This window comes from Caballeronia fortuita, assembly GCF_001544835.2.
GTDB classification, from domain to species: domain Bacteria; phylum Pseudomonadota; class Gammaproteobacteria; order Burkholderiales; family Burkholderiaceae; genus Caballeronia; species Caballeronia fortuita.
Genome location: NZ_FCNX02000001.1, coordinates 436,262 through 462,406 on the forward strand (window position 1 = coordinate 436,262; position 26,145 = coordinate 462,406).

The window sequence follows — 26,145 nt, forward strand, 5'->3', positions numbered from 1 at the left end:
CAGTATGCATAGAACGACATTCGGCCTTCCCGCTGTTTCTTCCGCGCGCCGCGGCGGCATCGCCCGCTGGCTCGGCGTGCTCTGCCTGTCCGTCATGCTCGCGGCATGCGGCGGCGGTGGCGATGACTCCAGTTCCTCCAGCGGCGGCGGTTCGTCGGGCGGCGGCGGTGGCGGCGGCTCGGGCGGCGGCAGCTCGACCACGAGCAGCGCGAACGCGCAGCCGATCGCGCCCAACGGCACGAACGCGGTGCCGATCAACGTCAACTCCGGCGTCGCGGGCTTCGTCAATATCCCGAACGTCTCGGTGACGGTGTGCGCGCCGGGCTCTTCGGTGTGTCAGACCATCGATAACATTCAGGTCGATACGGCTTCCTTCGGCCTGCGCATTCTCGGATCGGCTGCGCAGTCCGTGCTCGGCAGCCTGCCGACGTCGCGCGCGTCGAACGGCGGCCAACTCGCCGAATGCGCCGGTTTCGCGGACGGCTACACATGGGGCACCGTGCGTACCGCTGACGTGAAGATGGGCACCGAAGTAGCGTCGAACGTGCCGGTCCAGATCATCGGCGATCTCGATGCATCGGCGGCGCCGACGGGCGATAACGGCTGTCCGTCCGGCAGCGACGAAAAGACGACTGGCGACATCGGCGCGAACGGCATTCTCGGCATCGGCCCGCAGACGTACGACTGCGGCAACGGATGCGTGAGCACGGCGCTCAACGCGATGTACTTCTCGTGCACGAACGGCGCGAACTGCTCGGGCGTCGCGGTGCCGCTCGCGCAGCAGGTGACGAACCCGGTCGCAAAGTTCGCGGTGAACAACAACGGCGTGATCGTGCAATTGCCGCCGGTTCCTGACAACGGCGCGGCCACGGCGACCGGCGTGCTGATATTCGGCATCGGCACGCAGAGCAACAACGCGGTCAGCAACGTGACGAAGTACGGCACGGACCAGTACGGCGACCTCACCGGCACGTACAAGGGCAAGACGTACAAGACGTTCTTCGACACGGGATCGAACGGCAACTTCTTCCAGGACAGCTTCCCGCTGTGCTCGGGATCGTCGGCGTTTTATTGCCCGAGCGCATCGCAGTCGCTGTCGACGACGATCAAGGGCACCGAGGGCAACAGCGCTGTCGTGCCGTTCGTACTCGCCAACGCGAGCACCTTGACGCAGGGCAGGAACAAGTTCGCCTTCAACAGTCTCGGCGGTCAGCTCAGCATGTCCAACTTCTTCGACTTCGGTCTGCCGTTCTTCTTCGGCCGCCACGTCTACGTCGGATACGAGTTGCCGAACAGTTCTGCCTACGTCGCGTTCTGACGCGCGCGCGGTACGCCGCAAATGAAAAACCGGCTGCGTTTGCGCGCAGCCGGTTTTTTTTATGTCACGCGCTCATTCGCCCGCGCGCGGTTTGCGCGGCGCGCGCTCGGCGAGCGCGTCATAGAGCCAGCGCGGGATGGCGTGCATCAACATGCCCGCGACGCGCATCTGCCACGGAAACGTCGCGTAGCGCACCTTGCGGCCGATCGCGTCGGCGGCTTTCGCGGCGAAGCGGTCGGTGTCCATGAGAAACGGCATCCGATACGGATTGTGCGCGGTCATCTCCGAGCGCACGTAGCCCGGCGCGATCGTGACGACGGCCACGCCGAGCGGACGCATCTCGACACGCAACGCTTCCAGATACTTCGCCACCGCCGATTTCGACGCGCTGTACGCGCCGCCGCCCGGCAGCCCGCGGACGCCCGCGACGCTTGCAATGCCGACGAGCGTGCCGCGCCGCGCTGCCGTCATCGATTCGACGAAGGGCTCGAACGTCGCGACCATGCCGAAGTAATTGACGTCCATCACGGCGCGGAAGGTGTCGAGATCGCCGTGGCCCGTCAGCGCGCCGCGGCTCATGCCCGCGTTTGCAATGACGATGTCCGCCGCGCCATGCTCCGCGATGAAGCGGCGCGCGGCATCGGCGAGCGCGCCGGCATCGCGCACGTCGGCGGGATAGATGGAAATGGTGCTTTGGGGATGGCTGGCCGCGAACGCGGCGAGCGCTTCGGCGCGGCGGGCGACGAGGCCGAGCACGGCCCCGCGCTTCGCGTATTCTCTGGCCAGCGCGAGGCCGATGCCGCTCGATGCGCCGGTGATGAAGACCTTCGGACGAACTTCAGTCATACCGGCGCGCGAGGGATTAGAGCTTCTTGTCGCGGACTTGCTGGACGAGGAAGTCCATGACCTGCGTCGTGCCCGGCAGGCTGTTGGTCATCGCCGGGCCGGTTTCGTACTTGCCTTGCACGACCACCGTCGGCACGCCGTCGATCTTGTAGTCCTGCAGGAGCTTCGCGTCGCGCTGCACGGCGCTTTGCGTGGAGAACGAGTTGTACGCGTCCATGTACTTCTTCGGATCGACGCCCTGCGTCTTGAGGAAGTCCGCCTGCGCCTGCGGCGTCAGCAGATAGTTCTTCTTGACGTGAATCTCGTTGAAGACGGCGGGCGTGACCTTTTCTGCGACGCCGAGTGCGTCGAGCGCGTGATACATCTTCGAGTGCGGGATGAAGTCGTCGCGGAATGCCACCGGCACGCGCTTGAAGACGACGTCCGGCCCTTGCTTCTTCGCCCATGCCTCGATATACGGCTCGAACTCGTTGCAGTGCGGGCAGCCGTACCAGAAGAACTCGATGACTTCGACCTTGCCCGCTGGCGCGGCGATCGGCTGAGGCGCCTGCAGCACGGAGTAGTCCTTGCCGGCCGTGGGCGCGGCGATCGCCGAACTCGCGACGCTCAGGGAAGCGGCTGCGATGCCGAGGGAAAGAGCCAACGCGCTAAAGATTTTTTTCATGATTGAAGAGGTACGCAATGGATACGCGACAGAACAAAAGCAGGTCCGTCAGTGGGACATACGACGCTTAAGCCACGCTTAAGCGTCGCGGCGCTTCGACTTCGTTGCTGCGTTCTTGCTGCCTTTTGCTGCGTTACTGCTTCGAGAAACGGATGACGGCGGTATCGACGCCCGCATCGGACAGACGCTGACGCGCGGTGTTCATGTCCTCGAACTTCGCGAACGGCCCGATGCGCACGCGATAGTACGTCACGCCGCCTGCGTCGCGCTGCGTGACCTTCGATTCGAAGCCTTGGAAGCCCAAGCGCGCGCGCTGCTGCTCGGCGTCGGCTTGCGTCTTGTACGCGCCGACCTGCAGGAAATAACCTGTGTTCGGCTCGCCGGGCGCGGGCGGCGTGGTTTTCGCCGTCGTGGGCGCTGAGCCGCCCTTCGGCGGCGTGGCGTTCGCGTTGCTCGTCGCGGCGGGCGCATTCGGCGCGGTCTCGGGCTTCTTCGCGGGCGCCGTGCTCGCGGTCTTGGGCGCGGATGCGGTTGCGCCCGACGGCGGCACTTCGACGATCTGCGGCTCGTCGAGCATGCCCGACGACTGCGTCTGATTGTTGGTCTGACCCGGCGCGGTGTTGGGCGGCGTGGGCTGCGCGGCTTGCGGCACCGCCTGACCCGGCGTCTTGCCCTGCAACGGACGATTCGGATCGTACGGTTGCGCGGAGGCCGGCGCGGAACTGGTGTCCGACGGCGGCGGCGCGACCTTCGCCACGAACGGCGTGGGCGCGCGCGTGATGTAAAGCGCGACGATCACGGCGATCGCGAGGCCGACGATCAGGCCCAGCACGATGCCGATAAACGTTCCCCCGGTTTGCTTCGACTGCTTCGATGTGCGGCGTGGTTTTGCCATCGTATGAATCACCTGCGAGAAAGTCTTCTGGTTGGGCGACGATTATAGCGGCGGCTCGCGACGAGCCCGCGCCGGCATCGGTTCGCGCACGCCGAAAATTGTGATTTTCGTGCGCGCGCGACAGGAGGTCACATCTTTTGAGGAGCGGACACGCCGATGGTCGCGAGACCGTTTTCCAGAACCTGGCGCGTTGCCGCGAGCAGTGCGATGCGCGCGGTGCGTTCCTTTTCGTCGTCCACGAGCACGCGCTCCGCATTGTAGAACGAGTGAAATTCGCCAGCGAGATCGCGCAGATAGAACGCGACCGCGTGCGGCGCGAGTTCGTCGGCGGCGTGCGCGAGCATCTCCGGAAACTCGGCGAGCTTGTTCAGGAGCGCCATCGCGCGGTCGCTCGACAGCGGCGAGAGGTCGGCCTGCGCCGCCTTCGACGGGTCGCCGCCGAACTTGTCCTTCCAGTCGTTCAGGATCGTGCAGATGCGCGCGTGCGCGTATTGCACGTAGTAGACCGGATTCTCGTCGTTCTGCTTGAGCGCGAGGTCGATGTCGAACACGAATTCGGTATCGGCCTTGCGTGAGATCAGGAAGAAGCGCACGGCGTCGCGGCCGCGGCGGATGGTGTCTTCGTCGATCTGATCGGGCGCGGTCTCGTGGCCCGGCGTGAGCCCGCCCGACCATTCGATCAGATCGCGTACCGTCACGTAGCTGCCCGCGCGCTTGCTGATCTTGACTTCCTGACCGTTGCGCATGACGGTCACCATCTTGTGCAGCACGTAGTCGGGATAGCCCCTCGGGATGCCGATGCCGAGCCCTTGCAGTCCGGCGCGCACACGCGCGATGGTGCCGTGATGGTCCGAGCCCTGAATGTTGATGACCTTGGTGAAGCCGCGCTCCCACTTCGCCACGTGATACGCGACGTCCGGCACGAAGTACGTGTACGTGCCGTCGGACTTCTTCATCACGCGGTCCTTGTCGTCGCCGTCGTCGGTGGTGCGCAGCCACAGCGCGCCGTCCTGCTCGTAGGTCTTGCCGGCATCGACGAGCGCCGCGACCGTCTTCTCGACGCGGCCTTCCTTGTACAGCGACGACTCCAGATAGAACTGGTCGAACTTCACGCCGAACGCGGTCAGATCCATGTCCTGCTCGTGACGCAGATATGCGACCGCGAAATGACGGATGGCTTCGAGATCGTCGACGTCGCCTTTGCCCTTGACCGGCTCGCCGTCTTTCGCCGCGACGGTTTCGCCCGCCATGTAGTCGCGCGCGATATCCGCGATGTACTCGCCGTTGTACGCGGCGTCCGGCCACTCGGCATCGCCCGGCTTGAGGCCGCGTGCGCGCAGTTGCGTCGACGTGGCCAGATTGCCGATCTGCACGCCAGCGTCGTTGTAATAGAACTCGCGATGCACCTTGTAGCCCTGCGTTTCGAGCAGGTTCGACAGCGCGTCGCCGAGCGCGGCCTGCCGGCCGTGGCCGACGTGCAGCGGGCCCGTCGGGTTCGCCGACACGAATTCGACCAGCACGTGCCGGCCGGCATCGCGCATCGAACGGCCGAACGCGGCGCCTTCGCCGAGCACGGCCGGGATCACGTCTTGCTTGGCCGTCGCGGACAGACGCAGATTGATGAAGCCGGGACCCGCCACTTCGGCGCTCTCGACGAGACCCTTCGCGGCCGGCAGGCCGAGCACGGCATCGACGATCTGCTGCGCCAGCTGACGCGGATTCGCGCGCAGCGGCTTGGCGAGCTGCATCGCGACATTCGATGCCACGTCGCCATGCGCGGCGACCTTCGGCCGCTCGAGGACGATAGATGGCGTGACGAAGGCCGCTTCGCTTGCGCCTTGCGTGGCTTGCGCGACCTGCTGGACCGCGTCGGTGATGAGCGTTTCGAGAGTGTGTTTGTGTGCGGGCAGCATGCTGAATGTGATCCAGTGGAGCGAGGGCCGCGGGGCGCGTTCCGGCATGTGCGCCGGCCCGGAAGGACGACTTCGCGACGCGCTGGCCCGGGAATGTGGTGTTGGCAGCCGAACGCTATTGACTACCACATGAAGTGGGGATTTTAGCAGGTGCTAATATGTCGAATCAGGGTGTCGTCATGTTGTCAGGGAGACCGGCTCGTCTGCGTGTTTCGTTTGCAAACCGCCTATGACCCAACATAAACAAAAGGACCATGCCATGCTGATCACATTCAAAACTCCGTCCGCGCCGGATGTCATGATGCTCGAGAACCTCGCGGAGTACTTGCTTGGCATCATCGGCAAGCCGCTCGGAGAGCGGGGCGTCATCACTCACGATGAGTTGCCTTCGGCCATTCAGAAACTCGAATCGGCCATCGTCACCGACAAGAAAGAGCGCGCCGAACACGACGGCCACTTCCACGAAGGCGAGGAAGGCCACGAGCCGCATGAGATTCCCATCGGGCTCGCGCAGCGCGCCTATCCGTTTCTCGACATGCTGCGCCTTGCGCAGAAGCACAACACGGACATTCTCTGGGGCGTCTGATTCGCGCGGTTCGCCGCGTCGCAAAGAAAAACCCGCATCGCTGCCGATGCGGGTTTTTTTCTTCCGATGAAACGTCGGACGGCTTCGGTCGCTATGCCGCGAGTTACTGCGACTGGCCGCTCTCGATGCCGGCGGGTTTTGCGGGCGTGCGCGGCTTCTTAGGCTTCTTCGGTTTCTTCTTGTGCTCCGACTGCGGCGGCGAGTACGACGATGCCTGGGTGCTGCTCGCCTGCGCGAATGCAGCGGAACTCGATGCTGCGAGCAAAGCCGCGGCGATCGCTACGGTTACGGCGGACGTCATCTTCTTCATGCGACTTTCTCCGTTGACGAAAAGAACGCGCTCGCCGTCATGCCGACGGCGCATCGCGGTGACAAGTCTACGGAATCCAAAAACTTCCCGCCGGTTCCGTGCGAATTCCCGCTATCAGTTTCACGATATGTCGCGTGCGCGAAACATCAGCGCAGCGGCGCGAGTGCGCGTTCGGCATCGGAGGTCGACATCGCCATGCGCGCGGCATAGCTCGCGAGTTGATCGTCGCCGATCTTGCCCACCGAGAAGTACGTGCTGTCCGGATGCGCGAGATAGAAGCCCGAGACGCTCGCGGCAGGCAGCATCGCGAGCGATTCGGTCACGCTCATGCCGATCTCGTCCGCCTGAAGTACTTCGAACATATCGCGCTTGACGAGGTGATCCGGGCACGCCGGATAACCCGGCGCCGGACGAATGCCCACGTACTTCTCCGCGATCAACGCATCGTTGTCGAGCGTTTCGTTCGATGCGTAGCCCCACAGTTCGCGGCGCACGCGCGCGTGCAGCGCTTCCGCGAAGGCCTCCGCAAAACGGTCGGCAAGCGCCTTCAACATGATCGCGCTGTAGTCGTCGTGATCGGCTTCGAACTGCTGTTCCTTCTTGTCGACGCCGAGGCCCGCCGTCACCGCGAACAGGCCGATGTAGTCCTTCACGCCCGAGTCTTTCGGCGCGATGAAGTCGGCGAGCGAGCGGTTCGGGCGCATCACGCCGTCGACGACAGGACGCACGCTCTGCTGACGCAGATTGCGCCACGTCATCGCGACTTGCGAGCGCGATTCGTCCGTGTAGATTTCGATGTCGTCGTCGTTCACGGTGTTCGCGGGCAGCAACATGACGACGCCGTTTGCCGTCAGCCAGCGGCCCTGGATGAGGCGCGAGAGCATCGACTTGCCGTCGGAGAACACGCGCCGCGCCGATTCGCCAACGATTTCATCGTTGAGAATTGCCGGATACGGACCGGCGAGATCCCAGGTCTGGAAGAACGGCCCCCAGTCGATGTAGTTCGCCAGTTCCGCAAGATCGTAGTTCCTGAACACACGCCGCCCGATGAAGCTCGGCTTCTTCGGCGCGTACGCGCTCCAGTCGATCTTCGTCTTGTTGGCGCGCGCTTCGTCGTAGGTGACCATCGGCTGCGCCTTGCGGTTCGCGTGCTGCGTGCGGATGCGATCGTAGTCGGTCTTCAACTCGTCGAGATACTTCGCCGCGCCTTCGTCCGACAACAGACTCGACGCCACCGACACCGAGCGCGACGCATCCGGCACGTACACGACCGGCCCTTCGTAATGCGGCGCGATCTTCACGGCGGTATGCACGCGCGAAGTCGTCGCGCCGCCGATGAGCAGCGGCGTCTGCTTTCCGCGGAAGTATTCGTCGCGCTGCATTTCGGACGCGACATAGGCCATCTCTTCGAGACTCGGCGTGATGAGCCCGGAAAGCCCGATGATGTCCGCGCCTTCTTCCTTCGCCTTCTGAAGAATGGTCGCGCAGGGCACCATCACGCCCATGTTGACCACTTCGAAGTTATTGCACTGGAGCACGACCGACACGATGTTCTTGCCGATGTCGTGCACGTCGCCCTTCACGGTCGCGATGACGATCTTGCCTTTCGAGCGCACGTCCGCGCCCGCTTCGGCCATGCGCTTCTTCTCTTCTTCGATGAACGGGATCAGATGCGCGACCGCCTGCTTCATCACGCGCGCCGACTTCACGACTTGCGGCAGGAACATCTTGCCCGCGCCGAACAGATCGCCGACGACGTTCATGCCGTCCATCAGCGGACCTTCGATCACGTTGATCGGACGGCCGCCCGCCGCGTCGATCTTTTGCCGCACTTCTTCCGTATCTTCGACGATGAAGTTCGTGATGCCATGCACGAGCGCATGCGACAGACGCGCCTCGACCGGCTGATTGCGCCATTCGAGGTTCTCCTCTTTCTTCGCCGCGCCGGTCTTGAACTTGTCCGCGATTTCGAGCAGACGGTCTGTGCCGTCTTCACGACGATTCAGCACGACGTCTTCGACTCTTTCGCGCAACTCGGCGTCGAGATCGGCGTACACGCCCAACTGTCCCGCGTTCACGATGCCCATGTCCATGCCGGCCTGGATCGCGTGATACAGGAACACGGTGTGGATGGCTTCGCGCACGGGATCGTTGCCGCGAAACGAGAACGACACGTTCGACACGCCGCCGCTCACTTTCGCGTGCGGCAGGTTCTGCTTGATCCAGCGCGTCGCTTCGATGAAATCGACCGCGTAATTGTTGTGCTCTTCGATGCCCGTCGCGATAGCGAAGATGTTCGGATCGAAGATGATGTCTTCCGGCTCGAAGCCGACTTCGTTCACGAGAATGTCGTAGGAGCGCTTGCAGATTTCGGTCTTGCGCTGGAACGTGTCGGCTTGCCCTTTTTCGTCGAATGCCATGACGACGGACGCCGCGCCGTAGCGGCGAATCAGCTTCGCATGATGGACGAACTGTTCCTTGCCTTCCTTGAGCGAGATCGAGTTGACGATCGCCTTGCCTTGCACGCACTTGAGGCCGGCTTCGATCACTTCCCACTTGGACGAGTCGATCATGATCGGCACGCGCGCGATATCCGGCTCCGACGCGATCAGATTCAGAAAGCGCACCATCGCGGCTTTCGAATCGAGCATGGCCTCGTCCATGTTGATATCGATGACCTGCGCGCCGTTCTCGACCTGCTGGCGCGCGACGGCCAGCGCTTCGTCGAACTGGCCGTTCAGGATCATGCGCGCGAACGCCTTCGAGCCGGTCACGTTCGTGCGCTCGCCGACGTTGATGAAGAGCGAGCCATCGGTGACGTTGAACGGCTCGAGGCCGGAGAGACGCATTGTGTGATCGGTCATGTTCTTATCTCTTTTCTGTTTCAGGCGGCGTCGCGATATTGCGAAGGAAACGCGCGCGGCTTCACTTCGGCGAGCGCCTTCGCGATCTCGGCGATATGCTCCGGCGTCGTGCCGCAGCAGCCGCCCGCGATATTCACGAGACCGGCCGTCGCGAATTCCTTCAGCAATCCCGACGTCACGTCCGGCGTTTCGTCGAAGCCGGTGTCGCTCATCGGATTGGGCAGGCCCGCGTTCGGATAGCACGACACGTACGTATCGCACAGCTTCGCCAGCTCGGCGATGTACGGGCGCATCAGCGCCGCGCCCAGCGCGCAGTTCAGGCCGAACGTAAGCGGCTTCGCGTGACGCAGCGAGTTCCAGAACGCTTCCACGGTCTGCCCGGACAGAATGCGGCCCGAGGCATCCGTCACGGTGCCGGAGATCATGATCGGCACGAGTTCGCCGGTGTCGTCGAATAACTGGTCGAGCGCGAACAGCGCGGCCTTTGCGTTGAGCGTGTCGAAGATCGTTTCGACGAGGAACAGGTCGCAGCCCGCATCGAGCAGCGCCTTCGCCTGCTCGTAGTACGCGTCGCGCAGTTCATCGAAAGTCACATTGCGCGCGCCCGGATCGTTGACGTCGGGCGAAATGCTCGCGGTCTTCGGCGTCGGTCCGATCGCGCCCGCGACGAAACGCGGTTTATCGGGCGTCGAGTACTTGTCGCAGGCCTCGCGCGCGACCTTCACCGATTCGACGTTCATCTCCGCCGCGAGGGCCTCCATGCCGTAATCGGCCTGAGCGACGCGCGTCGCGCCGAACGTGTTCGTCTCGACGATGTCCGCGCCCGCCGCCAGATACTGCTCGTGAATCTCGCGGATGACTTGCGGCTGCGTGATCGACAGCAGTTCGTTATTGCCCTTGATGTCACGGGCGAAATCCGCGAAGCGATCGCCGCGATAGGCGGCTTCGTCGAGCTTGTAGCGCTGGATCATCGTGCCCATCGCGCCGTCGAGAATCAGGATGCGCTTTTGCAGCAGCGCGGGCAGCGCGGCGCCGCGCGTGTAGGCGCGCGCGGGAGCTTTCGATATGGCGTTCTGGGTCATGACGGACGAGGCCTGCACCGATTGTGAAATAGCCTGACATTGTAGCCGCAGCGCGGGGCGGTCGCTCCCGCGCGGCGGGCGCGCATCGGCGTGACGCGCCAGAAAAAAACCCCGCCGGTTGCGGGGCGGGGTCTTCGGGAACGGCGAGTGTCGCCTGAGCCGCGGATTCGCGCGGCGGCGTGCGCGAGCGGCGCCGTGCCGCTCGCGCGCGTGCATGCATCAGTGAAGCACGACGGGTTGGTTCATCAAGATATCGAACTGGCCGAGGAATTCATCGACATCCTCGAGCGACGGCTCTTCAGCGATCAACTGTTGCACGTGCTCGCGAAATTTCGCGGCGAGCGCGCCGTCGATGAAGATCTCCCGCTGCGTGTTCTTGTCGACGATCTCGTAGCCGCCCGCCTTCATCGCGAGATGGTTGTCTTGCGGCGGAAATTCGACGACGCAATAGTTGGGGCTGTTGTAGATCATTTGCATGGCGACACTCCTTATTCCTTGTTTGCTCCGTGGCAATCCTGCGTCGTAGTTGGAGCGATTGGGTTGGAATTCAAGGGGTGGCCTCGATGTGATGCCGGTTGTATCGAGGCTTTCTTTTGCAACAAAAACAGGAAGAATCAAGCCGAACCGCGTAAAAAGTTACCCAGTAAAGCGGAAAAGCGCTGTGATTCCTCCACCGGTGTCAGATGCGCGGCATTAAGTAATTCGAATCGTGCGCCCGGCACCGTGTCTGCGACTAACCTGGAGGCAGCATGCGGCGTGCCAACGTCGTGTTCGCCCGCGACCACGAGCGTGCGTTTCGCCACGGAAGCCAGCTTGTCTCGCGCATCGAAACGGCTGATCGCCTCTGCCGCGCGCGCGAATCCTTCGGCGGGCGTGCGCGCGATCGTGTCCCCGATCGGTTCGGCCACTTCGGGGTGCGCCTTGCGAAATTCGGGCGTGAGCCAGCGTTCGAGCGTCGCATCCACGATACTCGCAGTCCCGTTTTCGCGCACGGACGCTGCGCGCTGCGCGAACGTGCCGCGCGCTTCCTCGGGGATGAACGCCGGCGCGCCCACGACCGTCAGCGTTTCCACTTTGTCCGCATGGTTGATCGCCAGCTTTTGCGCGACCATGCCGCCGATCGACAGCCCCACGACATGCGCCGACGGCGCGCCGAGCTTGTCGAGCAGTTGCGCGAGATCGTCGGCGAGATCGTCGATGGTGAACGCATCCGGCGAAACGGCCGTGTCGCCGTGACCGCGCAGGTCGTAACGCAACACGGTGAAGTCGTGGCGGAAGTAGCCGGCCATCTGATCCCATACGGAAAGATCGCCGGCAAGTTGATGGATGAAGACGAGCCAGGGACCGCCGCCTTCGTTGTCGAGAACATAACGTGTGTCGATGCGATTGATCGTCAACTGCATATCGGCTCCGTGAAAAATCCGCTTTGCCGCGCTCCGTCACGAAGTGTGACGAGCGCGTTACGGTTTGTCCGCCTCTGGCATTGCCGGCACGGCGGGCGCGGATTCCTCAGACGCAGCTTGCGTGCCCGGCGAACCAGGCGTTTCCGGCGACGAGGACGATTCCGGCGATGAAGGCGCAAGCTTGCCCGCCCACAGCAGTTCGATCTGCATGCCGTTCGGCTCGGTTTGCAGAATCCGCACGGGCAGCCAGCCGATCGACGGCGCGAGCCAGATGTCGAGCTTGCGGCGGTCGCCTTCCTTGCGCGGCAGGCGCGTGAAATGGCGCGCGGTCGTGAAGCCGCCGCGCGCCTGCACGGTTTCGTCGCCGACGGTTTCCACCGGCCAGATTTCGTTGCTGTCGTTGTCCGCGACGCTGAATTGCCGTGTGACGCCGGGCTTGTACTTGTCGGGCGCGCCGCGCACGAGGCTCGCCAACTGCATGACGACGCTGAAGCGATCCTGCGCGCCGTCCGCGAGCGGCTGGGTCTGGGGCGTCTTCGTGTAGACGATCTGCTTCGCGTCGCGATTGAAGATGGCGATGTCGGCGGCGCGGCGGCCACGCTGCTCCGAATACTGTTCCGGCGCGATGCCGAATCCGTCGATATGGCCCTTGCTCGAATACACGTACGGCCCGACGAACGGCAGCGGAATCGAGACGACCATTTCGTAATGCTGGCCGTCGTTGCTCCAGTGGATCGTGCCGGTCTGATTCATCATGCCGTTCACGAGCGTGTCGTAACGTAACTCGCCCGTGGGCGGAACGCTGAACTTGTCGCCGGATGCGGCTGCTGGTTGCGATGGCTGCGCCGGTTGCGCTGCCGGCGATGGCGCAGCCGCCTGCGCGGGTGTCGGAGCGGCTGTGGCGTTGGCGGCGGAAACTGTCGCCGTGTCATCCGCTTGCGCCGTGGTCGTGCTCAACACCGGCGCGGGCGCTTTCTGCGGCGCGGGCGCTTTCTGCTGCATAGGCGCGGACGGCGCTGGCGCTGGCGATGCCGGCGCAGGCGCAGGCGGGGCGATCGGCTTGGGCGTCAACAACTCCACCTGCACGGGCGGCGCTTCGGGCGGCGCGTTCTCCGGCTGCCGGTTGCGGTCGATCCAGCGCACCACGCTGACATGCAGCCCCGCGACGATCAGCACGGCCAGCGCCCAGCGGCCCCAGCGGCGCGGCGTGGCGGTTTCGATGGCGGCATCGGACGGCTCGCCCTGTGCGTGACGAGGGCGGCGGAATTGAAACAGTGACATCGTGCGGACGTGAAAAGCGCGGGTGCAGAGTAGCAAGCGAAACGAAGCAGGCGAAAGGCGTGAGACACGCGCGACGGAAACGATGTTCCGCGCGCGTTCGATGCGCGCCGTCAGCGTTCGCCCGCCTTGTACCCCAGTTCATACGACAGGCCGTTCGCGCACTCGCGCAGGGCTGTGTCGATTTCGCCGCCCCAGCGCGTGTCGAATGTGCCTTCGTGCCCGAGCGCGATGAGCCCGAGCGCGAGTTCGCCCGTCGAATCGAAGACCGGCGTGCAGAACGCATGGATCGTCGGCAGCAGCATGCCTTCGACGCGCGCGGCGCCGTGCTCGCGCACTTCCGCGAGAAGCGGTTCGACATCGGCGATCGTCTGTTTGGTTGCGGCGAGCTCGCGCTCGAGCATCGGCTGCGTCTTGCTGCGCGGGAGATAGGCGGCGAAAAGCAGGCCGGTCGCGGACGAAAGCAGCGGCATCACGTCGCCGAGCTTGAGCGATGCCTTCGCCGGATGGCTCGATTCCATCCAGTGCACGACGGTCGGCCCCTGATTGCCCCACACCGCGATGCCGACCGTCTGATCGAGCCGGTCACGCAGCTGCGCAAGCGCCATGCGCGCGAGTCTCACGCCGTCGACGCGCGCGAGCCTTGCCAGCCCCATCTGCAGCGCGAAGCCGCCAAGCTCGTAGCGACCCGACACCGGATCCTGCGACGCCACGCCGAGTCGCAGAAAACTCACCAGATAGCGATGCGCCTTCGCCGGACTCATGCCCGCGCGCTGCGCCAGGTCGCGCAGCATCATCGCGCGCGGTTCGTTGGTGAGCACGTCGAGCAGGCGAAAGCCGACTTCGATCGATTGAATGCCGGAACGGGTTTTTTCCTCGGCGGCGTCGGTGGCGTCTTCGTCGTCCGTGAGAGATGTGGATTGCATGTGCAAAAAGGCCTATGCCATTCGGCCGAGTGCCGGCGGCGGATTCACCATCGTAAAATACATTTCCCCTAACGTCATCTCAAGCTATGAAACTCGCAACGCTGAAGGACGGCACGCGCGACGGCCAGTTGATCGTCGTATCGCGCGACCTGCGCACGGCGGCAATCGCCGATGGCATCGTATCCACGCTGCAACGCGCGCTCGACGACTGGACCTTTTACGCGCCGCAACTCCTCGAAGTCTACGAGGCGCTGAACGCCGGCCGCGCGCGCAACCCGTTTTCGTTCGATCCGAAGTCGTGCATGGCGCCGCTGCCCCGCGCGTTTCAGTGGGCCGACGGCTCGGCGTACGTGAATCACGTCGAACTCGTGCGAAAGGCGCGCAAAGCGGAAATGCCGCCGGAGTTCTGGACCGATCCGCTGATGTACCAGGGCGGCAGCGACGACTTTCTCGGCCCGGCGGACGACATCGTGTGCGCGACGGAATCATATGGCATCGACTTCGAGGCGGAAGTCGCCGTCATCACGTCCGATGTTCACATGGCCGCAATGCCCGACGAAGCACTGCGCGGCGTGCGCCTGCTGATGCTCGTCAACGACGTCTCGCTGCGCAATCTCATTCCGGCCGAACTCGCGAAGGGCTTCGGCTTCTTCCAGGGCAAGCCCGCGACCGCGTTTTCGCCGGTCGCCGTCACGCCCGACGAACTCGGCGACGCGTGGCGCGAAGGCCGCGTGCATCGTCCGATGATCGTGCACTGGAACGGAAAGAAGGTCGGCCAGCCGGATTGCGGCACGGACATGGTGTTCCACTTCGGCCAGTTGATCGCGCACGCGGCGAAGACGCGCAATCTGCGCGCGGGCTCGATCGTCGGTTCGGGCACGATCTCGAACAAGGACACGAAGCGCGGCTACTGCTGCATCGCTGAGAAGCGCTGTCTGGAGACCATCGAGCACGGCGCGCCGCAAACGGAATTCATGAGGTTCGGCGACAGCGTGAAGATCGAAATGTTCGACGAAGAAGGCAAGTCGATCTTCGGCGCGATCGATCAGGCGGTCGTGCCGCCGGAGCACTGAACGGGTTTCGCCCGATGCGGCGTGCGCGAGCCACGCCTTACACTTTGCCGGGCTGCTTTCGCGCAGCAATAGAACGATCAAAAAAAGGAGACTTTCGATGGCGGCAGGCAAGTGGAAATTTCTGGCGGGCGCGGCCTTCGCGCTTGCCGCGACGACAGCGGCATTCGCGCAGACGGCGCAGCACGTGAAGATCGGTCTCGTGCTCTCGCTCACGGGGCCGGCGGCGTCGCTCGGCATTCCCGCGCGCGACACCGTCGCGCTGCTGCCGAAGGAAATGGGCGGCAAGCCCGTCGACTACATCGTGCTCGACGACGCATCCGACACCACGCAGGCCGTGCAAAGCACGAAGAAGCTCATCAGCGAGGATCAGGTCGATGCGATCATCGGCTCGTCGATTACGCCGAATTCGCTCGCGATGATCGATGTCGTCGCACAGGGACAAACGCCGATGATCTCGCTGGCGTCGTCGGCGAAGATCATCGAGCCCGTCGACGACAAACGCCGCTGGGTCTTCAAGACGCCGCAAACCGACGCGATGATGGCCTCCGCGATCATCGAGCACGCGAGCAATCACGGCGTGAAGACGCTCGCGTACATCGGCCAGGCGGACGCGCTCGGCGAGACGTTCTACGCGGAAGTCGCGAAGTTCGCGCAACTGCACAAGATCGAAGTGGTCGCCAACGAGCGCTTCAATCGCACCGATCCGAGCGTGACCGGGCAAGTTCTCAAGATTCTCGCGGCGAAGCCCGATGCGGTCGTGGTCGGCGCGGCCGGCACGCCCGCCGCGTTGCCGCCGAAGACGCTGGCGCAGCGCGGCTTCAAGGGCAAGGTCTATCACAATCACGGCGTGGGCAATCGCGACTTCCTGCGGGTGTGCGGCGCGGACTGCAACGGCACGTTCCTGCCCGCGAGCCCGGTGCTCGTCGCCGCGCAATTGCCCGACGATCATCCGGCAAAGCGCCTCGCGCTCGAATACATCAAACTGTACGAGGCGAAGCAGGGCGCGGGCACCGTGTCGGCGTTCGGCTCTTATGCGTGGGACGCGGGCATGTTGCTGAACCGCGCGGTTCCCATCGCGATGAAGGCGGGCGCGCCTGGCACGCCGGCGTTTCGCGCCGCATTGCGCGACGCGCTCGAAGGCACGAAGAATTTCTCCGACACCAACGGGCAGGTCAACATGTCGCCCAACGATCACATCGGCCTCGATCAGCGCGCGCGCGTGATGGTCGAGATCCGCGACGGCAAGTGGGTCTATCAGCCGCGCTAATTTTCAATCGACGAGACCATGAGCGATCTCTCCATGTACTCGGGCTACCAATCGCTCGAACTGCGCCGCCATCCGCACGGCGTGCTCGAAGTCGTGATGCCCGGCGCGGGCGCGAACAAAAGCGGCCTGTCCACCGCCGACGCCAACATGCATCGCGAGCTCGCGGATATCTGGCGCGACATCGATCGCGATCCGGACACCCGCGTCGCGCTGATTCGCGGCGAAGGCAAGGGGTTTTCGGCGGGCGGCGATCTCGGGCTCGTCGAGGAAATGGCGAACGATTTCGACGTGCGCGCGCGTGTGTGGCGCGAGGCCCGCGATCTCGTCTATAACGTCATCAACTGCAACAAGCCGATCGTCTCCGCGATGCACGGCCCGGCGGTCGGCGCGGGTCTGGTAGCGGGCTTGCTGGCGGATATCTCGATTGCGTCGAAGTCGGCGCGCATCATCGACGGACACACGCGCCTCGGCGTCGCGGCGGGCGATCACGCGGCGATCGTCTGGCCGCTGCTGTGCGGCATGGCGAAGGCCAAGTACTATCTGCTGCTGTGCGAGCCGGTGAGCGGTGAGGAGGCGGAGCGCATCGGGCTGGTTTCGCTCGCCGTCGACGAGAACGAATTGATGCCGAAGGCGATCGAAGTGGCGAACCGCCTGGCGCACGGTTCGCAGACGGCGATCCGCTGGACCAAGTACGCGCTGAACAACTGGCTGCGCTCGGCGGGGCCGACCTTCGATACTTCGCTCGCGCTGGAATTCATGGGCTTCGCGGGTCCGGATGTGCACGAAGGCATGCGCTCGCTGCGCGAACGGCGCGCGCCGGATTTTCCAGGCGGCGCGCCGTTCTGAACGACGCGAATCTCACACGAAAACAAGGAGAGTCGAATGACCGATAACGCTGGCGGCACGCCGCCCTACACGATTCCCGGTTTTCCCGGATTCGGCCAGGCCGACATGATGGGCAAGATGTGGGAACTGATGCGCCTGAATCCCTTCGCCGCCGCGATGCCGGGCGGCGGGCAGGGCATGGGTCCTTCCCTCTCGATGATGTCCGACATGCTCGCTCCGCTCACCAACATCGAAGAACTCGACAAGCGCGTGACCGACATGCGCGCCGTCGAGCACTGGCTGAAGCTCAATCTCAACATGCTGCAATCGGCGATTCAGGCGCTCGAAGTGCAGCGCGCGACGCTCGCGACATTGCGCGCGTTTGGCGCGTTCGCGCAGACGTCGGTCGAAAGCGCGCACAACGCGGCGGCCGAAAGCGCGAAATCGGCAACCGCGGGCTGGCCGATGAGCGGCGCGGCGGCAAAGCCGGAAGCGCCGAAGGAAGAAGCGTCTGCGCAGAGCGACGAATCGCCCGATCAGGCGTCCGAGCTGCCGCCGGGCTTCGATCCGACCGGCTGGTGGAACGTGCTGCAATCGCAATTCAATCAGCTCGCGCATCTCGCGATGCTTCAGCCCGGCATGACCGGCCCGCTCAACGCATCGGGTGCGGCGAGCGCGGCGGGCGATCAGCCGGCCGCCGCCGGCGTACAAGGCGCGGAGCCTGCGAACGGCACCGGCGCTGACGATAGCCCAGAAGCCGCGGCAGCGAAGAAATCGCCGGCGCGCAAGACCGCGCCGCGCAAAAAGCCGGTCTGACTTCGCGCCGTCCGGCGCTCCCTTCCTGTTCCCTCCGTCGGCGCCCCGCGCGCCGACCGGTTCCGCCTGTCCATCTCGATCGACGCCGTGTCGGGCTGCGCCCTCGCGCCGCGATCTTTCGTCACGCGCGAAAACGCAACTCTCGATAACGAACGCTTCGGATTTTGTCTATGATGAAACATCGACGACTTAAAAAGTTTGTCCACCCTGAGACCCGGGCACGTAACCTGCATCTTCGACATATGTGCAATTTTCATCGATATGTCCATGACAAACTCATCCGAACAAGACTTCGAGTCGGAGCCCGTTTCTGATAGCGCCGACGTTCCGGAGCCCGCCACGCCGCGCAGTGCCGCGACGGGCGTGACTGGCATCGGCATCGGTGCGATCGCGCAGGAAATTGGTCTGACGAAGGACACGCTGCGGGTCTGGGAGCGCCGTTACGGGTTTCCCCAGCCGATGCGCTCGTCGGGCGGCGAACGCCTGTATCCGCAAGAGCAGGTGACGAAGCTGCGGCTCGTCAAGCGTCTGCTCGACGCGGGACATCGGCCGAGCAAGGTGCTCGGGCAGTCCATCGACATGTTGCAGCAGTTGGCCGAAAGCTCAGGCGTCGGACAGGACGCGCCCGACGCCGAACTCGACCACCTGATCTCGCTTCTGCGCGCGAGCGCCTTCGACGAATTCCGCTTCGGGCTGCTCAAGCGGGCGACGCGAGACGGTCTGGAGCGTTTTGTTCTGGACGTCGCTGCACCGCTGGCGGCGCGCGTCGGCAATGCGTGGGCGGCGGGTACGCTGCAGGTCTATCACGAACATTTGTTCAGCGAAGCGATCCAGTCGACGCTGCGCACGCTGCTCCGTCCGCTCACCGACGCCGTGCGCGGACGCGGCGGACGCCCGCGCGTGCTCCTCACGACGCTTTCCGGAGAGGGCCACGGCCTCGGCCTCCTGATGGCCGAAGCGATGTTCACGCTGTCCGAGTGCGAGTGCGTGCAGCTCGGGTTGCAGACGCCGCTGCACGATATCGTCGAAGCGGTGTCGGCGCACAACATCGATATCGTTGCGCTGTCGTTCACGGCAGTGCTGCCCGCGCAGTCGATCGCGAACGGGCTCGCCGAACTGCGCAACCTGTTGCCGCCGCACGTGCGTGTGTGGGCCGGCGGCAGCAGTCCGGCGCTGCGTCGCAAGTTCAACGAAGGCGTGGACTGCATTGCAGGCTTGGCGCCGATCGACGAAACCGTCGCGGATTGGCGTCAAAACACCGTGCTATGATCGACGACGCTCGTCACGGCGGGCGTCGAAGCGGGAATTCGCGGGGCGCGCAAATCGCGTCATCGTTGCATCGTTGTCATGCGCGCGCGTCACAATGCGCAGCCGGCGCGGTTCCGGCGGAAAGTCAGACGCCGCTCGGCCATACCCCAGGCACAGGTTTCGCTCCTCACCCACGGTAGAACAAGACGCGTCAACGCGGAATCCGCACGCGCGAACGTAGTGTGTTCGCAGGATGCGGCGCGTTGCCGCAGCGCCAAAATCGCGCGCTCTTGTCGCTTTTCGTCTTTGGCCGACCGAATCCCGCGTAAAATTGAAAGCTTGGCTGCTTGCGTGCAGGGCTTTTTCGCACATCACGGCCGAAAGTCAATATAGATATAACGTCGCATAAGTGGCATCAGGGGTGGACTATGAACACCATGCTTTATCCGGAACTTTATAAATCGCTGGAATCCGTCCGCTGGGATATGGAGAAGGATATCCCTTGGGACAAATTCGATGCTTCCCTGCTCACCGACGAGCAGGCCAGGACCATCAAGATGAACGCGATCACCGAATGGTCCGCTCTTCCCGCAACCGAGATGTTCCTGCGTGACAACCATCATGACAGCGACTTTTCCGCGTTCATGAGCGTGTGGTTCTTCGAGGAGCAGAAACACTCGCTCGTGCTGATGGAGTACCTGCGCCGCTTCAAGCCGGACATGGTGCCGACCGAAGAGGAACTGCACGCGGTGCGCTTCGAGTTCGATCCGGCCCCGCCGCTCGAGACGCTGATGCTGCATTTCTGCGGCGAAATCCGCCTGAACCACTGGTATCGCCGCGCGGCCGAATGGCACACGGAACCGGTCATCAAGCACATCTACGAAACCATTTCGCGCGATGAAGCGCGCCACGGCGGCGCCTATCTGCGCTACATGAAGAAGGCGCTCGTCACTGCCGGCGATACCGCGCGTGCGGCGTTCGCGAAGATCGGCGTGCTGATGGCATCCGCGCGACGCACGGAAAAGCCGTTGCATCCGACCAACCTGCACGTCAATCAGGCGCTTTTCCCGCGCGATACCGTGCAGTCGCGCCTGCCCGATCCCGAATGGCTCGAGCGCTGGCTGGACGACCAGATCCGCTTCGACGACAGCTGGGAGAAGAAGGTCGTCGAACGTATCCTGCACAATCTGTCGATTCTGTTCGAGCGTTCGTTCGCGACCGCGCAGGAGTTGAATCGCTATCGCAAGGAAGTGACGCTGCGTCTGCAGGCGGCGCCGGGCGGCGCGGCCGAACAGCCGGCCTGACAGCTACCAGAGCTTGACATCGAAACGGCTCGCCGGTCAGCACCGGCGGGCCGTTTTGCTTTCTTCCGCCTGTAAAGCGCGTGGCACAATGCGCGCTTTCGGTACACAGCAACGAGCGCTGCCATGCCCGCTACTTTCGAACGCAAGATGACGACGCGCGAAGCCCTCGCCGCGCGCCGCCCGACGCTTGCCGGTCCCGTGATTTTCACGAACGGTGTCTTCGACATTCTTCATCGCGGCCACGTGACCTATCTCGCCGATGCGAAGGCGCTCGGCGCGACGCTCATCGTCGGCGTGAATAGCGATGCGTCCGTGCGTACGCTCGGCAAGGGCGACGATCGGCCGATCAATCGCGAGGACGATCGCATGGCGCTGCTCGCGGCGCTGGAGAGCGTCGACTGGGTCGTGAAGTTCGAGGAATCGACGCCGCTGCAACTGATCGAGGCCGTGCATCCCGACGTGCTCGTGAAGGGCGGCGACTACGACATGGACAAGCTGGCCGAATCGGCGCTCGTGCGCAGTTGGGGCGGCAAGGCGCTCGCCATCGCGTTCGAGCACGACCGGTCGACGACCGCGCTGCTCAAGAAAGTGCGCGCGCAGGGCTAATTCGCCCGCGCGCGCTCACTCATTGTCCTAGCGGCGCGGTCTGCACGTTGGCGGCGGGCGCCGGTCCACCGACCCGCGGTTGATCGAACGCTTCCTCCGGGCTCAGCGGACGCGTCGCGAGCGCCTCGGGACGTACCTGCTGGAGCAGATGATGCGGTTCGCGCGCGCCCGCGGCGGGAAGCGGGCCGAACATGCCGCGCATGACCGCGAACATCAGCAAGTTGGCGAGTATCAGAAGGGCGATCAGCCAGCGCAGCATTCTCGGGCTCCGTCCGTCAATCAAGTGAAAGTCAGGTTGAGTGGCGCGCCGTCGCGTCGCGCGCGATGAGCGCAAGACCGGACAGCACGAGGGAATCGTGTCGAGTATGCGGGACGTCGAGCGCGCCCGCGATTTCATGCGCCGCGCCGCCGCCGAGCACCAGCCGGACTTCGGCACGCCAGTCCGCTTTCAGATCGCGCCACGCGCGTTCGATGAGGCTCGCCTGCGCGAGCAGGCATCCGGCGGACAGCGCGGCGGCGGTATCGGTGGCGAAGAGACTGCGCGTCTGCGTGAGCGCTTCACGCGCGGCGGCGGCGTCGAGTGTCGGCAATTGCGCGGTGTGGCTGCCGAGAGACTCCATCATCAGCGACAAGCCCGGCGCGATCAGGCCGCCCGTGAACACGCCGTCCGCGCGCAGCGCTTCGAGCGTCGTCGCGGTGCCGAACGTCGCGACCAGCAGATGTTCGCCCGGATAAGCCGCGCGCGCGGCGATCATGCCGGCCCAGCGGTCGCTGCCGAGGCGCGTTGGATCCGCATAGCTGTTGATCACGCCGCATTGTTCCGCGCGCGCGCGGACGACGGTGCGCGGCAGCGTCGGCCAGCGCGCGTCGAGCAGTCGCTGGATGCGGTTCTGAACCGGCATGCCCGCGACGTTCGAAATCCATGCGCTCTCGGGCGTCGGCAGATCGGACCAGGCGTCGAGCGCGGCGTCGTCGGCAGCGGTCGAATGATGCGCGTGCTCGAAGGCGCCGTTCGCGAGTGGCGCGCCGGCTTCGTCGACGAGCGACCACTTGATGCGGCTGTTGCCCGCGTCGATCAAAAGATACGGCGCTGCGTTGCCGTGCGTGTTCACGGGCGTTCCTTCGCGAGACGCAAGGTGAGTTCGCCGGTCGTGACGGTGCGCGGGCCTTCGGGCGCGTCGATGAGCAACTGGCCGGTTTCGTCGACGCCCGCCGCGATGCCGCGCGTCAGTTCCAGGCCTTGATCGATCAGCGCGACTTCGCGCCCGGCCCAGGCGTGCGCGTCGAGCCAGCGCTGGCGAAACGGCCGGAAGCCTTCGGCTTCGAAGCGCGGCAGCGCGGCGTCGAGCGCGTTGAGGACGGCGGCGAGCATGTCGGTGAGATTGGCGTCGGGCCATGCGCGTGCGAGCGCGGCCGGCGGAGCGCCGGGAGCGGACTGCGCGCCGATACGGTTTGCCTCGTCGACTTGCGCGGCGAGCCGCTCTGCGCCGTGCAGATTCATACCGATGCCGATGACGACCGCCGTCGCGTCCGGCGTGTTCCACGCGGTTTCGATGAGAATGCCGGCGAGCTTGCCGTCGTCGAGCAGGACATCGTTGGGCCATTTCAGCGCGGGCCGCGCGGACGGCGCGAGCGGCAGATGCGCGAGCGCGTCGAGCACTGCGGTGCCGATGGCGAGACTCAGACCCGACAGCCCTTCGATCGGCCGCCGCAGCACGCAGCCGACGGACATCAGCAGCGCGTCGCCCGGCTCGGCGAGCCACGCGCGGCCGCGCCGCCCGCGTCCGGCGCTTTGCGAATACGCGACGCGCACGATGGGCGAAGGCGTGCCCTCGTGGCGCGAGGAACGCAGATGCTCCATCAGGTCCGCGTTGGTGGAGCCGGTCTCGTCGACGATGTCGATGGTCCAGTCGCGAGCGGGCCGTTCGGCCAGCGACGCGAGCCGGGTGCGGTCGATGCGCCAGGGCGCGTCGGGGGCGAAGGGGAAGGAGGTCATGGCGGGTATTGTAGCGGGCAGATTCGATCGATCCGCTTGGTTCGACGCAACTTACACGAGCGTGATCCGCAATGACTTCCCACATGCTTTCGCGTACTTCTTCAGCGTCTGGAACGTCGGCGAATGGGTCTGTCTCACGATCGCGCCTTCGAGCCGCGCAACGGCGGCAGCCGTCGTGCCCATGCGGTCGGCGACTTCCGCTTGCGTCAGGCCTGCGTCACGGCGCGCGCACAGCAGGACGTGGAGCGCTGCATACTCTTCCTCGAGCGCGTCATACGCTGCCCTGAATGCCGGATCGGTTTCGAGCATGCGTTTCCACTCTTCTTCGTCATCCGGGACCGGCGCGTAGGGACGTTCCAGTTCTCGTTGCAGCCGTGTTTTGGTCATGCTTTCACCCTTTTCATTCGCGCGCGTGCGACGCGCAGTTCCCTGCCAGGCGTTTCCTGGGTCTTCTTGACGAAGACATGCAAAATCACGATCCGCTTGTGGATCATCGTGCAATAGAACGCGCGTCCAATACCTTCCTCACCGCGCGGTCGGAGTTCGAACAATCCTTCGCCCATCGGGCGTGAATACGGCATTCGCAAATCAGCACCGTGCTCCTGCAACTTCTCCAGCATCCGCCAAAAGCCGGCGCGGATGCCGGCGGGCAGCTTGCGGATATCGGCTATGAGATGCTCGTCGTAATAGGTGATCGTCCATTTCTGATTTTCTGAGGTTAGCATTCTTGCTGCGTCAGGAAGATGAGGGCATGCCCAAAAGTCTTCCGTCTGCGCTGCCTTTCCGATATTCATCCATTCGGGTTAGGCCGATTCCGGATCGCCCTTCCTCCGGCACCGCTCAGACACTCTTCGCTACAATGTCCTCTCCCCGTCAACCGCGTCCCATCGCCATCGATCCTTGGACTTCGACACGCCGCCGCGCCTCAGAGTGGAAGCAGGTCAGCAGGGCAAGGTGGTCCGGCTTTCGGGCCAGTGGACCGCGCTCGCGCTCGCCCGCGACCGCGCGAAGAGCGGTGTGACGCGGCGGCTGCGCGCAATCGGGCGCGAGGCCATCGGCCAGTGGGATCTGCTGTCGGTCGAGCGGCTCGATCACGTCGGCGGACAGGCGCTCTGGCGCGTCTGGGGACGCAAGATGCCCGCGACCATCGCGCTGTCCGACACCCAGCGCGAAATCTTCGAGCGCGTCGCGTTGCTCGACGCCGAACGCGAGGAACCGGAGCCCGTCGATCGCGTCGATCCGGTCACGCGCCTTGGCCAGCTCATCTTCGATTTCTTCGATCACCTCTACGGCGGCCTCGCGATGTTCGGCGGCTTCGTGCTCGATCTCATCGGCCTCGTTCGCCGTCCGCAGCGCATCCCGTGGACGGAAATCTCCGCCAACATCTACAGCGCCGGCGCGCAGGCGCTCGCGATCACCGCGCTCGTCGCGTTCCTGATCGGCATCGTGCTCAGTTATCTGTCCGCGCAGCAGTTGCAGGCGTTCGGCGCGAACCAGTACATCGTCAATATTCTGGGGTTGTCGGTGATACGCGAACTCGGGCCGGTGCTCTCCGCGATCCTCGTCGCTGGGCGCTCGGGTTCGGCGATCACCGCGCAGATCGGCGTGATGCGCGTCACCGAGGAACTCGACGCGATGCAGGTCATGGGCATCCCGCACGGCCTGCGCCTCGTGCTGCCGCGCGTGATCGCGCTCGGCATCGCGATGCCGCTGCTCGTCATGTGGACCAACATCATCGCGCTCCTGGGCGGTGCGCTCGCGGCGAAGCTCGTGCTGTCCATCGACATGAACTTCTTCATCCGCTCGCTGCCGTCGGTCGTGCCGATCGCCAATCTGTGGATCGGGCTCGGCAAGGGCGTCGTGTTCGGCATGCTGATCGCGCTCGCCGCGTGTCACTTCGGCTTTCGCATCAAGGCGAATTCGCAGAGTCTCGGCGAAGGCACGACGACGTCCGTAGTGACGTCGATCACCATCGTGATTCTCGCGGACGCCGTCTTCGCGATCCTCTTCCAGAACGTCGGACTCTGACCGCCATGTCGACCACGCTCGCCACCGCCGTTCGCCATCAGCCGCCGCCCGTCATCGCGGAACCGGTGATCGAAGTACGCGATCTCACCAAGCGCTACGGGCGCACGGTGATCCACGAGCATCTCAATCTCGACGTGCGGCGCGGCGAGATCGTCGCGCTGCTCGGCGGTTCGGGCTCGGGCAAGACGACGCTCGTGCGGCAGATGCTCGGGCTGGAATCGCCGACATCGGGCACGATTCGCGTGCTCGGCGAGGAATGGTCGCGCATGGACGACGAAACCGCGAAGATGCTGCGCACGCGCTCCGGCATGATGTTTCAGCAAGGCGCGCTGTTTTCGTCGCTGACGGTGTACGACAACATCGCGCAGCCGTTTCGCGAGCTCGGCAAGATTCCCGAGGATCTCATCCGCGAGTTCGTGATGCTGAAGCTCGAAATGGTCGGTCTGTCGTGCAAGCACGCGAGCAAGATGCCGTCGGCGCTGTCGGGCGGGATGGTGAAGCGCGTGGGCATCGCGCGGGCGATCGCGCTCGAACCCGAACTGCTCTTTCTCGACGAACCGACCGCCGGTCTCGATCCGAAGGCATCGGACGAATTCGTCGATCTGATCGCCACGCTGCATCGCGCGCTCGGGCTGACGGTCGTCCTCGTCACGCACGATCTCGATACGATGGTCGCGCTGTCCACGCGCGTCGCCGTGCTCGCGGAGCGGCGCGTGCTCGTCGCGGCGCCGGTGGAAGAGGCGTGCGCGGTGGATCATCCGTTCATCCGCGAATATTTTCTGGGGCGTCGCGGCCGCCGCGCGCTGCAGGCCTTGCCGCCCGAGCGCCGCGCGAAGCTGCCGCCGGCCGCGCTCGAAGACGCGCCGATCGCCGTGAACAAGTAAGCGCGCACCGAGC

The 26,145-nt window shown here is 64.6% G+C and carries 27 protein-coding genes; 11 read left to right on the forward strand and 16 right to left on the reverse strand.

Going from position 1 to position 26,145, the window contains the following annotated elements; translation table 11 throughout:
• Positions 1-4: 4 nt before the first annotated feature.
• Positions 5-1,318, forward strand: coding sequence for a DUF3443 domain-containing protein (locus tag AWB77_RS02045; RefSeq protein ID WP_061132706.1), 1,314 nt, complete (start codon positions 5-7; stop codon positions 1,316-1,318).
• Positions 1,319-1,390: 72 nt separating this feature from the next.
• Here AWB77_RS02045 and AWB77_RS02050 read toward each other — a convergent pair whose 3' ends face one another.
• The 4 genes from AWB77_RS02050 to argS all read right to left on the reverse strand — a co-directional run bounded on the left by AWB77_RS02050 (position 1,391) and on the right by argS (position 5,636).
• Positions 1,391-2,164 carry an SDR family oxidoreductase gene (locus AWB77_RS02050; RefSeq protein ID WP_061132707.1) on the reverse strand — a complete coding sequence of 258 codons (774 nt, stop codon included), beginning with the start codon at positions 2,162-2,164 and terminating at the stop codon, positions 1,391-1,393.
• Between the two features lie 16 nt (positions 2,165-2,180).
• A complete protein-coding gene (locus tag AWB77_RS02055; RefSeq protein WP_061132708.1) occupies positions 2,181-2,828 on the reverse strand; it encodes a thiol:disulfide interchange protein DsbA/DsbL in 648 nt (215 codons plus the stop codon).
• A 133-nt stretch (positions 2,829-2,961) separates the two neighbouring features.
• Complete coding sequence (locus AWB77_RS02060; protein WP_061132709.1) at positions 2,962-3,723, reverse strand: SPOR domain-containing protein; 762 nt, start codon at positions 3,721-3,723, stop codon at positions 2,962-2,964.
• A gap of 128 nt (positions 3,724-3,851) precedes the next feature.
• Positions 3,852-5,636, reverse strand: coding sequence for an arginine--tRNA ligase (gene argS / locus AWB77_RS02065; protein WP_061132710.1), 1,785 nt, complete (start codon positions 5,634-5,636; stop codon positions 3,852-3,854).
• Positions 5,637-5,895: 259 nt separating this feature from the next.
• Here argS and AWB77_RS02070 point away from each other — a divergent pair, with 259 nt between their 5' ends.
• Complete coding sequence (locus tag AWB77_RS02070; RefSeq protein WP_061132711.1) at positions 5,896-6,222, forward strand: DUF1840 domain-containing protein; 327 nt, start codon at positions 5,896-5,898, stop codon at positions 6,220-6,222.
• Positions 6,223-6,325: 103 nt separating this feature from the next.
• Here AWB77_RS02070 and AWB77_RS02075 read toward each other — a convergent pair whose 3' ends face one another.
• From AWB77_RS02075 to AWB77_RS02105, 7 genes are all read right to left on the reverse strand, one after another.
• A complete protein-coding gene (locus AWB77_RS02075; protein ID WP_061133125.1) occupies positions 6,326-6,532 on the reverse strand; it encodes a hypothetical protein in 207 nt (68 codons plus the stop codon).
• A gap of 146 nt (positions 6,533-6,678) precedes the next feature.
• Positions 6,679-9,420: a methionine synthase gene (gene metH, locus AWB77_RS02080; RefSeq protein WP_279616164.1), complete on the reverse strand. Its 2,742-nt coding sequence runs from the start codon at positions 9,418-9,420 to the stop codon at positions 6,679-6,681.
• A complete protein-coding gene (locus tag AWB77_RS02085; protein WP_061132713.1) occupies positions 9,417-10,478 on the reverse strand; it encodes a homocysteine S-methyltransferase family protein in 1,062 nt (353 codons plus the stop codon). Before AWB77_RS02085 ends, metH begins: the two co-directional genes overlap by 4 nt.
• Before the next feature lie 219 nt (positions 10,479-10,697).
• Entirely contained in the window at positions 10,698-10,955 is a 258-nt protein-coding gene (locus tag AWB77_RS02090) for a BTH_I0359 family protein (protein WP_008351849.1), read from the reverse strand.
• A 137-nt stretch (positions 10,956-11,092) separates the two neighbouring features.
• On the reverse strand, positions 11,093-11,881 hold the full coding sequence (locus AWB77_RS02095; RefSeq protein ID WP_061132714.1) for an alpha/beta fold hydrolase: 789 nt from the start codon (positions 11,879-11,881) through the stop codon (positions 11,093-11,095).
• 57 nt (positions 11,882-11,938) lie between these two features.
• A complete protein-coding gene (locus AWB77_RS02100; RefSeq protein ID WP_061132715.1) occupies positions 11,939-13,162 on the reverse strand; it encodes a DUF3108 domain-containing protein in 1,224 nt (407 codons plus the stop codon).
• Positions 13,163-13,272: 110 nt separating this feature from the next.
• On the reverse strand, positions 13,273-14,085 hold the full coding sequence (locus tag AWB77_RS02105; RefSeq protein WP_061132716.1) for an IclR family transcriptional regulator: 813 nt from the start codon (positions 14,083-14,085) through the stop codon (positions 13,273-13,275).
• Positions 14,086-14,171: 86 nt separating this feature from the next.
• On the opposite strand from AWB77_RS02105, the gene AWB77_RS02110 reads away from it, so the two are divergent.
• The 7 genes from AWB77_RS02110 to rfaE2 all read left to right on the forward strand — a co-directional run bounded on the left by AWB77_RS02110 (position 14,172) and on the right by rfaE2 (position 21,224).
• Entirely contained in the window at positions 14,172-15,158 is a 987-nt protein-coding gene (locus AWB77_RS02110; RefSeq protein WP_061132717.1) for a fumarylacetoacetate hydrolase family protein, read from the forward strand.
• A gap of 97 nt (positions 15,159-15,255) precedes the next feature.
• On the forward strand, positions 15,256-16,425 hold the full coding sequence (locus AWB77_RS02115) for an ABC transporter substrate-binding protein (protein WP_061132718.1): 1,170 nt from the start codon (positions 15,256-15,258) through the stop codon (positions 16,423-16,425).
• Between the two features lie 18 nt (positions 16,426-16,443).
• A complete protein-coding gene (locus AWB77_RS02120; RefSeq protein WP_061132719.1) occupies positions 16,444-17,271 on the forward strand; it encodes an enoyl-CoA hydratase/isomerase family protein in 828 nt (275 codons plus the stop codon).
• 36 nt (positions 17,272-17,307) lie between these two features.
• The gene (locus AWB77_RS02125) at positions 17,308-18,066 is read left to right on the forward strand and encodes a PhaM family polyhydroxyalkanoate granule multifunctional regulatory protein (RefSeq protein WP_061132720.1); all 759 of its coding nucleotides are present in this window, start codon (positions 17,308-17,310) and stop codon (positions 18,064-18,066) included.
• 267 nt (positions 18,067-18,333) lie between these two features.
• Complete coding sequence (locus AWB77_RS02130) at positions 18,334-19,335, forward strand: MerR family transcriptional regulator (RefSeq protein WP_061133126.1); 1,002 nt, start codon at positions 18,334-18,336, stop codon at positions 19,333-19,335.
• A gap of 407 nt (positions 19,336-19,742) precedes the next feature.
• Positions 19,743-20,618 carry a ferritin family protein gene (locus AWB77_RS02135; RefSeq protein ID WP_061132721.1) on the forward strand — a complete coding sequence of 292 codons (876 nt, stop codon included), beginning with the start codon at positions 19,743-19,745 and terminating at the stop codon, positions 20,616-20,618.
• Positions 20,619-20,741: 123 nt separating this feature from the next.
• The gene (gene rfaE2, locus AWB77_RS02140) at positions 20,742-21,224 is read left to right on the forward strand and encodes a D-glycero-beta-D-manno-heptose 1-phosphate adenylyltransferase (protein ID WP_061132722.1); all 483 of its coding nucleotides are present in this window, start codon (positions 20,742-20,744) and stop codon (positions 21,222-21,224) included.
• Between the two features lie 19 nt (positions 21,225-21,243).
• Here rfaE2 and AWB77_RS02145 read toward each other — a convergent pair whose 3' ends face one another.
• Genes AWB77_RS02145 through AWB77_RS02165 form a run of 5 tightly spaced genes read right to left on the reverse strand, consistent with a single transcriptional unit; the run spans position 21,244 to position 24,014 of the window.
• Positions 21,244-21,483 carry a hypothetical protein gene (locus AWB77_RS02145; RefSeq protein ID WP_061132723.1) on the reverse strand — a complete coding sequence of 80 codons (240 nt, stop codon included), beginning with the start codon at positions 21,481-21,483 and terminating at the stop codon, positions 21,244-21,246.
• A 31-nt stretch (positions 21,484-21,514) separates the two neighbouring features.
• Positions 21,515-22,336, reverse strand: a complete 822-nt coding sequence (locus tag AWB77_RS02150; RefSeq protein WP_061132724.1) for a type III pantothenate kinase — start codon at positions 22,334-22,336, stop codon at positions 21,515-21,517.
• The gene (locus AWB77_RS02155; RefSeq protein ID WP_061132725.1) at positions 22,333-23,220 is read right to left on the reverse strand and encodes a biotin--[acetyl-CoA-carboxylase] ligase; all 888 of its coding nucleotides are present in this window, start codon (positions 23,218-23,220) and stop codon (positions 22,333-22,335) included. The genes AWB77_RS02150 and AWB77_RS02155 overlap by 4 nt, the downstream gene beginning before the upstream one ends.
• Before the next feature lie 51 nt (positions 23,221-23,271).
• A complete protein-coding gene (locus AWB77_RS02160; protein WP_061132726.1) occupies positions 23,272-23,607 on the reverse strand; it encodes a helix-turn-helix domain-containing protein in 336 nt (111 codons plus the stop codon).
• Positions 23,604-24,014, reverse strand: a complete 411-nt coding sequence (locus tag AWB77_RS02165; protein WP_341844942.1) for a type II toxin-antitoxin system RelE/ParE family toxin — start codon at positions 24,012-24,014, stop codon at positions 23,604-23,606. The genes AWB77_RS02160 and AWB77_RS02165 overlap by 4 nt, the downstream gene beginning before the upstream one ends.
• A 106-nt stretch (positions 24,015-24,120) precedes the next feature.
• Here AWB77_RS02165 and AWB77_RS02170 point away from each other — a divergent pair, with 106 nt between their 5' ends.
• Both AWB77_RS02170 and AWB77_RS02175 read left to right on the forward strand, forming a co-directional pair.
• A complete protein-coding gene (locus AWB77_RS02170) occupies positions 24,121-25,248 on the forward strand; it encodes an MlaE family ABC transporter permease (RefSeq protein WP_061132728.1) in 1,128 nt (375 codons plus the stop codon).
• Positions 25,249-25,253: 5 nt separating this feature from the next.
• Positions 25,254-26,132, forward strand: a complete 879-nt coding sequence (locus tag AWB77_RS02175; protein ID WP_061132729.1) for an ABC transporter ATP-binding protein — start codon at positions 25,254-25,256, stop codon at positions 26,130-26,132.
• The last annotated feature ends 13 nt before the right edge of the window (positions 26,133-26,145 follow it).